At 42.2% G+C, this 13131-nt stretch carries 14 protein-coding genes; 13 read left to right on the top strand and 1 reads right to left on the bottom strand.

What is annotated here, in order from left to right:
- The first annotated feature begins 16 nt into the window (after positions 1-16).
- The 8 genes from gmk (at position 17) to H8S07_RS05255 (ending at position 7643) form a co-directional block, all read left to right on the top strand.
- Entirely contained in the window at positions 17-637 is a 621-nt protein-coding gene (gene gmk, locus H8S07_RS05220) for a guanylate kinase (protein WP_021860662.1), read from the top strand.
- Positions 638-640: 3 nt separating this feature from the next.
- Positions 641-883 carry a DNA-directed RNA polymerase subunit omega gene (gene rpoZ / locus H8S07_RS05225; RefSeq protein WP_021860661.1) on the top strand — a complete coding sequence of 81 codons (243 nt, stop codon included), beginning with the start codon at positions 641-643 and terminating at the stop codon, positions 881-883.
- Positions 884-983: 100 nt separating this feature from the next.
- Positions 984-2306, top strand: a complete 1323-nt coding sequence (gene rimO, locus H8S07_RS05230) for a 30S ribosomal protein S12 methylthiotransferase RimO (protein ID WP_186855584.1) — start codon at positions 984-986, stop codon at positions 2304-2306.
- A complete protein-coding gene (gene pgsA, locus H8S07_RS05235) occupies positions 2306-2848 on the top strand; it encodes a CDP-diacylglycerol--glycerol-3-phosphate 3-phosphatidyltransferase (RefSeq protein ID WP_021860659.1) in 543 nt (180 codons plus the stop codon). Before rimO ends, pgsA begins: the two co-directional genes overlap by 1 nt.
- Position 2849: 1 nt before the next feature.
- On the top strand, positions 2850-4097 hold the full coding sequence (locus H8S07_RS05240) for a competence/damage-inducible protein A (RefSeq protein WP_186855585.1): 1248 nt from the start codon (positions 2850-2852) through the stop codon (positions 4095-4097).
- 7 nt (positions 4098-4104) lie between these two features.
- Positions 4105-5730, top strand: coding sequence for a GNAT family N-acetyltransferase (locus tag H8S07_RS05245; RefSeq protein ID WP_186855586.1), 1626 nt, complete (start codon positions 4105-4107; stop codon positions 5728-5730).
- Positions 5731-5884: 154 nt separating this feature from the next.
- Positions 5885-6577: an iron-sulfur cluster assembly scaffold protein gene (locus tag H8S07_RS05250; protein WP_021860656.1), complete on the top strand. Its 693-nt coding sequence runs from the start codon at positions 5885-5887 to the stop codon at positions 6575-6577.
- Between the two features lie 55 nt (positions 6578-6632).
- Positions 6633-7643 (top strand): GGGtGRT protein, encoded by a 1011-nt coding sequence (locus tag H8S07_RS05255; protein ID WP_117537308.1) that lies wholly within the window; start codon positions 6633-6635, stop codon positions 7641-7643.
- 125 nt (positions 7644-7768) lie between these two features.
- Here the strand turns inward: H8S07_RS05255 and H8S07_RS14625 are convergent, their stop codons facing one another.
- Complete coding sequence (locus H8S07_RS14625; RefSeq protein ID WP_279287648.1) at positions 7769-7903, bottom strand: hypothetical protein; 135 nt, start codon at positions 7901-7903, stop codon at positions 7769-7771.
- A 126-nt stretch (positions 7904-8029) separates the two neighbouring features.
- Here H8S07_RS14625 and H8S07_RS05265 point away from each other — a divergent pair, with 126 nt between their 5' ends.
- The 5 genes from H8S07_RS05265 (at position 8030) to H8S07_RS05280 (ending at position 13128) form a co-directional block, all read left to right on the top strand.
- Positions 8030-8869, top strand: a complete 840-nt coding sequence (locus H8S07_RS05265) for an AraC family transcriptional regulator (RefSeq protein ID WP_118519249.1) — start codon at positions 8030-8032, stop codon at positions 8867-8869.
- Between the two features lie 112 nt (positions 8870-8981).
- On the top strand, positions 8982-10349 hold the full coding sequence (locus H8S07_RS05270; RefSeq protein WP_186855587.1) for an MFS transporter: 1368 nt from the start codon (positions 8982-8984) through the stop codon (positions 10347-10349).
- Positions 10342-12000, top strand: coding sequence for a glycoside hydrolase family 43 protein (locus H8S07_RS05275; RefSeq protein ID WP_021860652.1), 1659 nt, complete (start codon positions 10342-10344; stop codon positions 11998-12000). The genes H8S07_RS05270 and H8S07_RS05275 overlap by 8 nt, the downstream gene beginning before the upstream one ends.
- A gap of 358 nt (positions 12001-12358) precedes the next feature.
- Entirely contained in the window at positions 12359-12520 is a 162-nt protein-coding gene (locus tag H8S07_RS14420) for a hypothetical protein (protein ID WP_243112116.1), read from the top strand.
- Positions 12514-13128: a coiled-coil domain-containing protein gene (locus tag H8S07_RS05280; RefSeq protein WP_243175968.1), complete on the top strand. Its 615-nt coding sequence runs from the start codon at positions 12514-12516 to the stop codon at positions 13126-13128. The genes H8S07_RS14420 and H8S07_RS05280 overlap by 7 nt, the downstream gene beginning before the upstream one ends.
- Positions 13129-13131: the final 3 nt, after the last annotated feature.

Raw genomic sequence — 13131 nt, forward strand, 5'->3', positions numbered from 1 at the left:
GTGTGAGGAAGAGCAAATGAAAGAGAGAGGAATACTCATTGTTGTTTCCGGATTTTCCGGCTCCGGTAAAGGAACTTTAATGAAAGAACTGCTGAAGCAGTATGATAATTATGCTTTATCTGTATCAGCAACGACGAGAACTCCGAGACCTGGAGAGGTAGACGGACGGGAATATTTCTTCCATGAGATCGAAGAATTTGAAAAAATGATTGCGAAAGATGAACTGATAGAGTATGCTAAATACGTGGAGAATTACTATGGTACACCGCGTGCATACGTGGAAGAACAGTTAGAAGCAGGGAAAGATGTGATTCTTGAGATAGAAATCCAGGGTGCATTAAAAGTGAAAGAAAAGTTCCCGGAGACATTATTACTGTTCGTAACTCCGCCGAGTGCAGCAGAGCTTCGCAGACGTCTGGAAGGACGTGGCACAGAGACACAGGATGTGATCGAGAGTCGTTTAAGCAGAGCCGCACAGGAAGCGGAAGGCATGGATGCATACGATTATCTGATCATCAATGACGATCTTCAGGAATGCGTGCAGCAGATGCATGAGATCATTCAGGGAGAGCATAGAAGAAGTTTCAGAAATCACACATTTATTGAACATATGAAAGAAGAGTTGAAAGGAGAATAGTGTATGTTACACCCATCTTACACAGATTTAATGAAAGTGGTAAACAAAGACGTCGAGGAAGGCGAGACAAAGGTTGTCAACAGCCGATACTCTATCGTTATGGCAACAGCAAAAAGAGCCAGAGAGATCATCGATGGTTCTATGCCGTTAGTAGATACAAAGCCGGGAGAGAAGCCACTTTCTATCGCAATTGACGAGCTGAATCAGGCGAAGATTACAATTGCAGCAGAAGACGAGGAAGAATAGAGTCTGACAGGTAATGTATGTAAGGCAGATGCCAGATGGTATCTGCCTTTCTTCTGATAGAAGGATAAATTCTGATAAAAGAGTAAGAGGAGACGTAAGAATGAATATATTATTTATCTCACTGGGCTGTGATAAGAATCTGGTAGATTCTGAGGTTATGCTGGGCCTCCTGGATGCAAAAGGATATCAGATTGTAGATGATGAGACACAGGCAGATATCATTGTGATCAACACATGCTGTTTTGTGCACGATGCAAAAGAAGAGAGTATACAGACGATTCTGGAGATGGCAGAATATAAGACGGAAGGGCGTCTGAAAGCACTGATCGTAACCGGATGCCTGGCACAGAGATATCGTCAGGAGATCATTGATGAGATTCCGGAAGTTGATGCGGTTCTTGGAACAACAGCCTATGATAAGATTGTAGAAGCAGTGGAAGAAGCACTGGCGGGTGTCGGACATGTGGAACTTGAAAATGTGAATGCACTTCCGCTTGTCGATACAAAGCGTCTGGTGACAACCGGTGGACATTATGCTTATATGAAGATTGCAGAAGGCTGTGATAAGCACTGTACTTACTGTATCATTCCGAAGCTTCGTGGAAATTACCGCAGTGTTCCGATGGAGCGGCTGATACAGGAAGCAAAAGATCTGGCTGAACAGGGCGTAAAAGAACTGATCCTTGTGGCACAGGAGACAACGTTATATGGAAAAGACATTTACGGAGAAAAATCTCTGCATAAGCTTTTACGTGAATTGTGCAAGGTAGATGGAATTCGCTGGATCCGTATTCTGTACTGTTATCCCGAAGAGATTGATGATAATCTCATCCAGGTTATGAAAGAAGAAAAGAAGCTCTGTCATTATCTGGACCTGCCGATTCAGCATGCTAACGATGAAATCTTAAAGCGCATGGGAAGAAGAACTTCCAAAGCACAGTTAGAAGAAATCATTGGAAAATTAAAACGGGAAATTCCGGACATCACACTTCGCACAACACTGATCACTGGTTTCCCGGGAGAAACAGAAGAGCAGCACGAAGAGCTGAAAGCGTTTGTAGACGAGATGGAATTTGACCGGCTCGGCGTATTCACATATTCGCCGGAGGAAGACACACCGGCGGCAGAGATGCCGGATCAGATACCGGAAGAAGTCAAAGAAGACAGACAGGCTGAGATCATGGAGTTGCAGCAGGAGATTGCATTTGCACAGGCAGAAGATATGATCGGTGAAGAAGTGCTTGTCATGATCGAGGGAAAAGTTGCAGATGAGAATGCATATGTCGGACGTACTTACAAAGATGCGCCGGGCGTTGACGGATTGATTTTTATTAATACAGATGAAGAACTGATGTCGGGAGATTTCGCAAGAGTGAAAGTGACCGGTGCAGTAGAATATGATTTGATGGGAGAGTTGTTGTAATGAATTTACCAAATAAGCTGACAGTATTACGAATTATCATGGTACCTTTCTTTGTTTTTTTTATGTTGACGGACGCAGGCGGTGCAGCCAATAAATGGATCGCGCTTGTTATTTTCTGTGTGGCAAGTCTTACAGATATGCTGGATGGTAAGATTGCTAGAGCAAGAGGTCTGGTTACAAACTTTGGAAAATTCATGGATCCTCTTGCAGATAAGTTGCTTGTATGTTCTGCAATGATCTGTCTCATTCCGCTTGGCAAGTTGACGGCATGGTTTGTAATCGTTATTATCGCAAGAGAATTTATTATCAGCGGATTCCGTCTGGTAGCTTCTGACAATGGCATTGTCATTGCGGCAAGTTACTGGGGAAAGTTTAAGACCGTTTCACAGATGTTTATGGTGATCGTGATGATCATGGATCTGGGCGGGGTATTTGATGTGATCGGAACAGTCCTGATGTGGGCAGCACTGATTCTGACCATTGTTTCTTTAATTGATTATATTGCGAAAAATGTTGAGGTTCTTACGCAGGGAGGAATGTAAAGTGACAGTTGAATTTATCTCTGTCGGAACAGAGATTCTGCTTGGAAATATCGTAAATACAAATGCAGCATATCTGTCTGAAAAGTGTGCAGGTCTGGGCCTTTCCTGCTATCACCAGAGTGTTGTCGGGGACAATGAGAAGAGACTGGAGGATGCGCTTCATCTGGCACTGTCAAGAAGTGATATTGTGATTCTTGGCGGTGGACTTGGTCCTACAAAGGATGACCTGACAAAAGAAGTGACAGCAAAAGTATTTGGAAAAGAACTGTACGAAGATGCACGTACAAGAGCCCGAATCGAAGATTATTTTGCACGGGTACACAACCGCAATATTACAGCAAATAACTGGAAACAGGCAATGGTTCCGGAAGGCGCGGTTGTTGTTGATAATGACAATGGAACGGCTCCCGGACTGATACTGGAAGAAAACGACAAGACAGCGATTTTGCTTCCAGGTCCTCCTAATGAACTGAAACCAATGTTTGAGTCAAAGATTGCTCCATATCTGAATGGCTTACAACCGGAAGGTATTTATTCTAAAATGGTGAAGATCTGCTCTATGGGAGAAAGCAGAGTGGAGACGGTTATTACGGATCTTCTGGAGACACAGACCAATCCGACACTTGCGCCTTATGCAAAGACAGGAGAAGTACATCTCCGTGTGACAGCCAGAGCAAAGAGTGAAGAAGAGGCAGATGCTTTAATGAAGCCGATGATGGATGAGCTGTTCCACAGATTCGGAGATAAAATCTACACAACCGAAGAAGATGTGACGCTGGAAGATGCAGTTGTGGAACTCCTGAAAGGGAAGAAGATGACAGTGACGACCGCAGAGTCCTGTACGGCTGGTCTGCTCGCAGGACGGATCATGAATGTTGCAGGCGCATCGGAAGTGTATGAAGAAGGCTATATTACTTATGCCAATCGTGCAAAGAGCAAACTGCTTGGTGTAAAAGAAGAGACACTGGAAGCATACGGCGCAGTAAGCGAACAGACTGCCAGAGAGATGGCAGAAGGTGCAGCAAAAGCAGCCGGAGCAGATGCCGCACTGGCGGTGACCGGTATTGCAGGGCCTGGGGGCGGAACCAAAGAGAAACCGGTCGGACTGGTTTATATTGGATGCTATGTAAAGGGACATACAGAAGTAAAAGAATTTCATTTTACCGGAAATCGTGCGAAAAACAGAGATTATGCCGTTGTGCGTGCTCTGACATTCCTGCGGGAGGAACTGGTAAAAGAAAGGAGTTAAATCCGAAATGAATATCAGAAAAATACAGATACAGGAACTTTTGCCGGCACTGCATCTGGCGGCAGAAGTATTTGCAGAAGATGTTGCATCGGCATATACTGATGAAGGCGTCGGGCGTTTCCATGAATTTATCAGCTATGACTCTTTCCGCGAGATGTTTGAACGGCAGGAAGTGACTATATTTGGTGCGTTTGAAGGTGTGCAGATTTGTGGAATGATCGCAGTTACAAACAGCGGGCACATCAGTCTGTTCTTTGTACGAAAGGCATTTCAAAGACACGGTATCGGACGTATGCTTTATCTGGCAGCTGTTGCATTTGCGGCAAGAGAAGTGCATACTTTTAAGATTACAGTAAATGCTGCGCCACAGGCTGTAGAGACATATGAACATCTTGGAATGCACAAGGTGACAGAAGAACAGGAAAAGGATGGAATCCGTTTTGTACCGATGGAAGCGGAGCTGGTGCAGAGTGCATACGGGCAGTATAGTTATCATTACGGCACCGGAAATCCGGGACAGAATGCTTATGGTTACGGTGCAGGCAGTTCTTCAAGCGGCTCTTATAGTTATGGCCCGGGACCGGAAGAAAACGGGCAGGGACCAGCAGGAACATACAGTCATCAGGTACAGATGCCACAGCGGAGATCTGCAGTACCGGTCATCGTTGGAGTTGTTGCGGCTATCATACTTTTGATCGTAGCGGTCGGCGGCGCATTTTTATTTGGAAGTTTTATCTATTATAAAGCAAAAGATGACGTAGGAATCACAGAAGATCAGCCGTATGAGGATGACGGTGACAGCTGGGATGATTCGGATGATATATACGATAATGATGAGAATAATGGAAACAGTGGTTCAGACAGCCAGAACAAGACAGACGAAAGCAGTGTGTCAGGCGTTGATAAGATAGAAGCCTATAAGGCAGATAATCTTTCTTACAAGGTGAAAAATGAGACATACAGCTTCCGTGATTCGGAAAAGACTTCTACAATCATTGATTTTAATGTTGCTTATCCACAGATCAGTGGTCTGAAAGGAAAGAATGCAGATAAAATTAATAAAACAATAAAAAACTGTGCAATGTCTACCGTGGATGAGATTTATACACATCCGGATGAGAAGATCAAGCAGAAAGTAATCGAAGCAAACACACCGGCACTGATCAGTTATGTAAAATGCAAAGTGACCTATGCAACGAATGAGTTTATCAGTGTTGTATTTGAAGATACAAGTGCCAGAGGTGAATACAGCGAGTATCAGACAGATCTTCGTACTGTAAATATCCGTCTTCGTGACGGGAAAATTTACGAAGTCAGAGATATTGTAAAGCTGGATGACACATTTGTAGAAAACTGGGCAAAGATCATGCAGAAAGAGACCGGTGACAGCAGTTTTCTTACCGACCTTACTACGGCTGAGATGAAAAAGGCACTGGAAGGCAATGACAAAACAGGAGCTTATGTTCCAAATTTTTTTGTGAGCAAAGACGGAATCGAGATCGGATTCAATATGGGAAGCGCTTCATCCGGTAAGCAGAGTACAAAATATGCATGGGTGACAGCACCGTATACATTCGACGAAATTAAGAGTTCCGTTGCAGATACAGCGTTCTGGAAGGGACTTGACAGGTAAAATGCAGAGAAAAGGCGCAGAAAGCGCCGGAATTTGATAAAAAGTGACAATTGACGAGTAAAAGAATTTATGAGAAAATAAAATCAAGTACGGCGTTAAACATATAACAATGCCTACAAGAGAAAACACACACATAGTTGAAAGGAGTTTTATAATGATTTATTCACATGAAGTAGAGATGATGTGTCCGGTAGCTCAGGGTGCAAATCACGGACCAGCTCCGATTCCGGAAGAGGCAAAATGGGTAAAGGCAAAAGAAGTTAAAGATATTTCAGGTCTGACACACGGTATTGGATGGTGTGCTCCACAGCAGGGAACCTGCAAACTGACACTGAATGTTAAAGAAGGAATTATCCAGGAAGCCCTTGTTGAGACAGTTGGATGTTCAGGTATGACACATTCTGCTGCTATGGCATCTGAGATCCTTCCGGGAAAGACTATTTTGGAAGCATTGAATACAGACCTTGTCTGTGATGCGATTAATACAGCAATGAGAGAGTTATTCCTTCAGATCGTATACGGAAGAACACAGAGTGCATTCTCTGAAGACGGACTTCCGATCGGTGCAGGACTGGAAGACCTTGGTAAGGGACTTCGTTCTCAGGTTGGAACTATGTATGGTACATTAGCAAAAGGTCCTCGTTATCTTGAGATGGCTGAAGGATATGTTACAGGTATCGCTTTAGATGACCACGATGAAATCATCGGATATCAGTTTGTAAACCTTGGTAAAATGACAGACTTCATCAAAGCAGGTGACACACCGAATGATGCATGGGAGAAAGCAAAAGGACAGTACGGACGTGTTGAAGATGCAGTTAAGATCATCGACCCACGTAAAGAATAATCGCGATAGCGTACAGGTATTACATATCAGGTAAAATTTTCAGGAGGACAATTAAATGGCTTTATTTGAATCATATGAGAGAAGAATTGATAAAATCAATGAAGTATTAAACAGCTATGGCATTGCTTCTATCGAAGAAGCAGAGAAAATCACAAAGGATGCCGGACTTGATGTATACAATCAGGTAAAAGGTATTCAGCCAATCTGTTTCGAGAATGCATGCTGGGCATACACAGTAGGTGCAGCAATCGCAATTAAAAAAGGATGTAAGACAGCAGCAGACGCAGCTGCAGCAATCGGAGAAGGACTTCAGGCATTTTGTATTCCGGGATCTGTAGCTGATCAGCGTAAAGTAGGTCTTGGACACGGTAACTTAGGAAAGATGCTTCTGGAAGAAGATACAGATTGTTTCGCATTCCTGGCAGGTCACGAATCATTCGCAGCTGCTGAAGGAGCAATCGGTATCGCTGAGAAAGCAAACAAAGTTCGTAAGAAACCTCTTCGTGTTATCTTGAACGGACTTGGAAAAGATGCTGCAAAGATCATTTCCAGAATTAACGGATTCACATATGTACAGACAGAGTATGATTATTATACAGGAGAACTGAAAGAAGTACAGAGAATCGCTTACTCTGAAGGACTTCGTTCTAAAGTTAACTGCTATGGTGCCAACGATGTTCGTGAGGGTGTTGCAATCATGCACAAAGAAGGTGTAGATGTATCTATCACAGGTAACTCTACAAACCCGACACGTTTCCAGCATCCGGTTGCAGGTACATACAAAAAAGAATGTATCGAGCAGGGTAAGAAATATTTCTCAGTTGCTTCCGGTGGTGGTACAGGACGTACACTTCACCCGGACAACATGGCAGCAGGACCGGCTTCTTACGGTATGACAGATACACTTGGACGTATGCACTCTGATGCACAGTTCGCTGGATCTTCATCTGTACCGGCTCACGTTGAGATGATGGGACTGATTGGTGCAGGTAACAACCCGATGGTTGGTATGACTGTAGCTGTAGCCGTTTCCATCGAGGAAGCTGCAAAGGCAGGTAAATTCTAAGAAACGCCTGTTTTACAAGGGTTTTAGATTTAATAGAATTGAATAAAAAGTAAGAAAAAGCGGTTGATTAGTATCGTACTAGTATCATATTAGTATCATGAGATTAGTATCACAAATCAGCCGCTTTATTCTAACTTCTCCATGTCGTTTCTTAGCCATTCGAGATCTCGAACTGTATAAACAGATTCTGTAACATCTTTAATGCTTTGACCAACCATTTCTTTTATAGCATATTCATATATTTTTTCTTGATTTTTCATATTATATTTCATAAAGTATTAAAGCAGCTAATTCATGCGGCTGATGATTCATATAACATAGAATATCTTCTTTTTGTTTTTACGCAGTATGTGTTATACTTTACAAAAATGGAAAGGATTGAAATTATGCGTCACGAAATTGTATCGCGTAACCCGGATGTGGAAGTACGGTTTTATTTATCGGTAGATGAAGGAAGTTATGTCGCACCGCACTGGCATGACAGTCTGGAGCTGGTGTATATGCTGGAAGGAAGTATTACCGTGACGACCGAGAACCAGAAAAATGTGCTGCAGGCAGGAGAATTTAATATTATTAATTCCAGGGTGATGCATTCCGTATTGAGTGGGAAGAACAGGGCTCTTGTATTACAGATCCCGAAAGAGATGCTTACTAAGTACATTCCGGATATTGAATTGTATCAGTTTGAAGTGGATATGCATCCGGAAAATGAGATTGATAAGACAAGACTTCAGAAGATGAAGAAAATCTTTGAAGATATGCATATTGTCTACGATATCCGTCCGGAGGCTTATCTGCTGCGTTTTAACAGTTTGCTGTATGAACTTCTGTACACGCTGGCTCATTCTTACTCTAAAAAAATTGTAAGAAAAGAAGCAGACCGTAATCAGAAAAATCTGGAACGTGTAAATGAGATCATGGTCTACTTAAAAGAGCATCACAGAGAAAAATGTCTTGTCCCGGAGATTGCCGCACATTTTGGATACAGTGAAGATTATCTGGCAAGATTTTTCAAGAAGCAGATTGGTATGACACTGATGGAATATCTGTATGCGATCCGGATTGTCAAGGTGCATGAAGAATTACTTGCAACAGATGCTTCTATCGGAGAGATTTTCGAAGCACACGGATGTACCAATTACCGTGTTGCCATGCGTACATTCAAAGAAAATTATGGATGTACTCCCAAAGAGGCAAGAAAGAAATCGAGAGAGAAAGAAAAATAAAAAGTCGGAATCGTCCTATTTTTAGGTCGCTTTTGTTTGTTCTAAAGATGAAAAATGCCTGTTATGATAAATGCAGATAGAAAGAAAAGCATACATAAGAAGGAGAGAAAAAATGGAACAAAAAACGACGAAAATCAGTTTCTGGGAAAGATTTTCCTATGGATGCGGAGACCTGGGATGTAACATCATTTATTCCGCAATGTCAGCATTTCTGCTGTTTTACTACACAGATTATGTGCATATCAGTGCCGGTATCGTAGGAACGATCATGCTCGTTTCACGTATTTTTGACGGTGTTACGGATCTGATTATGGGAGTGATCGTAGACCGCACCAAATCCAAAATGGGTAAATGCAGACCGTGGATTTTACGGATGGCAATTCCGTTTGCAATTGCCGGAATCCTCTTATTCAGTGTACCGTCAGGACTGGGGCAGACAGCGAAGATCGCATACATTTTCATTACATATAACTTAGTATCGTCTGTGATCTATACAGCGATCAATGTACCATATGCAACCCTGAATGCTCTGATCACACAGGATCAGTACGAGAGATCTGTTTTAAGTATTTTCCGTATGATCCTTGCAACAACCGGAACGCTGATCATCACAAACCTGACACTTCCGCTTGTACAGGCATTTGGAAATAACGCATCTGCATGGACGAAAGCATTTGCAGTGTTCGGAGTACTTGCAGTTATCATATTTTTAATTACATTTACAGGAACGAAAGAGAGAGTAAAACCTTCTGAACATACAAAGCAGGAGAAGATCCCGTTCTTCAAAGGAATTCGCTTACTATTCCAGAATAAATACTGGATCATGATCACACTGACACTGGTATTTATTTTCATCATTTATTCTCTGAACGGCGGAGCTGCTGTTTATTATGCAAAAGTTGTACTGAAAAATCCAAATCTGGTCGGACCGATGAATCTTGTAGCAAGTATCGTACAGATCGTGGCAATGTTCTTTACCGCATTTATCATTAAGAAGATCGGTAAGAGAAATATGCTGATTCTCGGAGCAATCATCTATGGACTCGGATTTGCAATGTTTGCATTTGTCGGAACAAGTTATATCGGAATCATGATCGCATCTGGATTAAAAGGTGTCGGTAATGCCGGAATTTCTTCCTGCATGTTTGCGATTGTATCGGATACGATCGAATATGGAGAGTGGAAGACCGGATATCGTACAGAAGGACTGATCAACAGTGCTTCAAGCTTTGGATTCAAAGTCGGAAATGGTCTTGGATCCGCTATGCTCGGATGGATTTTGGCACTTGGAGGATATGCAGAAAAAGTGGTAGCACAGAGTGCATCTGCACTGACAGCGATCAATGCGTTATTTATCTACATTCCGGTGTTATCAGCAGTATTGATCGTAGTGATCATGTGCTTCTACAAACTGGATAAAGAATACGATGGAATCGTAACAGACTTAAAAGAAGGAAGAGGTGTCGCGGACAATGATTAAGAATCCGATTTTCAAAGGTTTTAATCCGGATCCTTGTATTTGCAGAAAAGGAGACGATTATTATATTGCGGTATCCACGTTTGAGTGGATGCCGGGAATCCCGATTTATCATTCAAAGGATATGAAAAACTGGGAGCTGTATACACATGTGCTGACAGATGAACAGGTAGATCTGAAAAAACTTCCATCAGCAAAAGGAATCTGGGCGCCGTGCCTTACTTACTGTGAAGAGGAAGATCTGTTCTATGTCGTATATGGTGTGATGAATTCCATGAATGCAAGATATTTTGATGTAGACAATTATCTTGTAACAGCAAAAGACATTCGTGGACCGTGGAGTGAGCCGGTTTATTTACATTCCGCAGGATTTGATGCTTCTATTCTTCACGACGATGACGGAAGAAAATGGATTGTTTCTCTGGAATGGGAGACAAGAGAAGGATATGAAAAACCGGGTGTGATCTGTCTGGTTGAGTATTCTCCGAAAGAAAAGGCAGTAGTCGGATATCCAAAACGAATCTGGCGCGGCGGTACAGACAGAGGATGTATCGAAGCACCGCATCTTACAAAGAGAAATGGTTATTATTATATTATGTGTGCGGAAGGCGGAACCGGATACAATCACTGCGTGACGATGGGAAGATCCAAAAATGTATGGGGACCATATGAAGGGGATCCGAAGAATCCGATCGTAACAAGTGTTCCGGGCGAGTCGAATGAAAGACATGATCCGGATCATCTGAAACCGAAATATTTCAATCCGGACAGCGTTCTGCAGAAATCCGGTCACGGAAGTTATGTAGAAACTTCTCTTGGCGAGGTTTATCTGGTACATCTCTGTTCCAGACCGTTTGCACCGGAGCTTCGCTGCACGCTTGGAAGAGAGACGGCAATACAGAAAATGGAGTGGACCGAAGACGGATGGCTTCGCATGGCGGATGGAGATAATCTGGCGAAAGAATATGTAGAAGAAAGCAAACTGCCGGAATATCCGGTTCCACAGATTCCGGATTTTGATGATTTTGACGGTGAGGAGCTTGGAAACTGGTATTATGCACCACGTATTATGCCACAGAGTTTTGCTGATGTAAAAGCCCGTCCGGGTTATGTGAGAATCCGCGGACAGGAGTCCAGAACATCGCTGAATAAGGTCAGTATCCTTGCAAGAAAACTGACCAGTGTCTATGCAACGGTTACAACAAAGATGGAATACAAGCCGGAAGTATACCAGCACAGTGCCGGACTGATCATTTATTACGATAATATGAATTATATTAATCTGCGTAAATATTACAGTCAGACACTGGGTGGAAGTGCACTGTCGATCATCCAGCTTGAAAATGGAGAAAAGACAGAATATCTGGATACGAGAATTGCAGTGGAGGATGTTCCGATTTATCTGAGACTTCGGATTGAGGGAAGAGAGCTTTGGTTCGAGTGGAGTTATGACGGTGAGAATTATACAAGAATCGGAAGGACATTTGACACAACGAAGTTCTCTGATGAGTATTGTAAATATGGTGAGTTCACAGGAACATTTGTAGGTCTTACATGTGCAGACCGTGTATTGCATAAGCATTATGCCGATTTTGATTTCTTCTCTTATGAGGCAGATGAAGAAAAAGGAGTGCCGGCACCGGAAGAAAAATAAATGAAAATAATTTTAGGAGAGAAAGCCTGCAAAATACAACTTGTGTTTTGTGGGCTTTTCTGGTAAAGTAAACACAAGTTATATCTTATAGTTCTAAAGAGATTCTATTTGTATTAGAAAATACGAATATTTAAATGCTCCGGTTTGGAGCAAAATCCAGAAACTTTAATTTTAGAGGGAAACGATTGCTGAGTGTCATGTGAAGATGTTACGACGTCAGTTTGCCTTTGATATGTAATATTTGTTTAAATACTTAATTTGATTTTTAGTAAAAAATTAGTTTGTAACAAGATGTAAAAAGTAACGATGAAAAATGCAGGAAAGTTTTATGACTGCATCAGGAAGAGGAGTGTTTGCCATGACAAACAAATTACGTCAGTATTTTCCGGTGATCCGTTCACGGGAAGAAGTAATGAAGGATATTGAGAAGGACAAACAGTTGAAGGATATGTTTTATAGCTGGAGAGAAGAAAGAAGGAAGGAATTTCTTGAAGACTTGCAGATGAAAATAGTTTGCTGATCATGGATATGGTAGTGCATCTGGAAGAATTTAAACACTTTCCAGATACATATATACATCGGTTTGAGCAGGAGTCAGATACTGGTCTGGAAATGAACCTGCTTCAAAAATATTTATTTGTTCCGCTTGACATTTTTCAGAAGATTCAGCACAATAAAAATGGAGAAATAAAGATTGCGAATCGTCTGGAAGCGTGGCTTGCATTCCTATGTATGGATAGACCGGAAGAGATCATCGCAATCATTGAGAAGTATCCGGATTTTAAAGATCTGTACAGTCAGATCTATGATATGTGCCGGAATATAGAAGAGGTGATGGCTATGTTTTCAAAGGAATTACTGGAGATGGATCGTAATACAGTGCAGTTAATGATTGATGACATGCAGAAGGAATTAGATGAAACGAAGGATGAGCTGGATGAAACGAAAGGACAGCTGGATGAAACGAAAGGACAGCTGGATGAAACGAAAGGACAGCTGGATGAAACGAAAGGACAGCTGGATGAAACGAAAGGACGGCTGGATGAAACGAAAGGGCAGCTGGATGAAGCCAGAAATGAGGTGGAATTGCTTCGAAGAAAGCTGGCAGAATTAGAAGGCAACAGATAAATT

Origin of the sequence: Dorea hominis (assembly GCF_014287705.1) — a bacterium.
Taxonomy (GTDB): Bacteria; Bacillota; Clostridia; order Lachnospirales; family Lachnospiraceae; genus Dorea_D; species Dorea_D hominis.

Excerpts from the sequence above, each read along its gene's own strand:
- H8S07_RS14625 (WP_279287648.1), bottom strand. The coding sequence starts at position 7,903 with ATGAAAAATCAAGAAAAAATATATGAATATGCTATAAAAGAAATGGTT.
- H8S07_RS05255 (WP_117537308.1), top strand. The coding sequence starts at position 6,633 with ATGGCTTTATTTGAATCATATGAGAGAAGAATTGATAAAATCAATGAA.
- gmk (WP_021860662.1), top strand. The coding sequence starts at position 17 with ATGAAAGAGAGAGGAATACTCATTGTTGTTTCCGGATTTTCCGGCTCC.
- rpoZ (WP_021860661.1), top strand. The coding sequence starts at position 641 with ATGTTACACCCATCTTACACAGATTTAATGAAAGTGGTAAACAAAGAC.
- H8S07_RS05250 (WP_021860656.1), top strand. The coding sequence starts at position 5,885 with ATGATTTATTCACATGAAGTAGAGATGATGTGTCCGGTAGCTCAGGGT.
- H8S07_RS05265 (WP_118519249.1), top strand. The coding sequence starts at position 8,030 with ATGCGTCACGAAATTGTATCGCGTAACCCGGATGTGGAAGTACGGTTT.
- H8S07_RS14420 (WP_243112116.1), top strand. The coding sequence starts at position 12,359 with ATGACAAACAAATTACGTCAGTATTTTCCGGTGATCCGTTCACGGGAA.
- pgsA (WP_021860659.1), top strand. The coding sequence starts at position 2,306 with ATGAATTTACCAAATAAGCTGACAGTATTACGAATTATCATGGTACCT.
- H8S07_RS05275 (WP_021860652.1), top strand. The coding sequence starts at position 10,342 with ATGATTAAGAATCCGATTTTCAAAGGTTTTAATCCGGATCCTTGTATT.
- rimO (WP_186855584.1), top strand. The coding sequence starts at position 984 with ATGAATATATTATTTATCTCACTGGGCTGTGATAAGAATCTGGTAGAT.
- H8S07_RS05245 (WP_186855586.1), top strand. The coding sequence starts at position 4,105 with ATGAATATCAGAAAAATACAGATACAGGAACTTTTGCCGGCACTGCAT.
- H8S07_RS05270 (WP_186855587.1), top strand. The coding sequence starts at position 8,982 with ATGGAACAAAAAACGACGAAAATCAGTTTCTGGGAAAGATTTTCCTAT.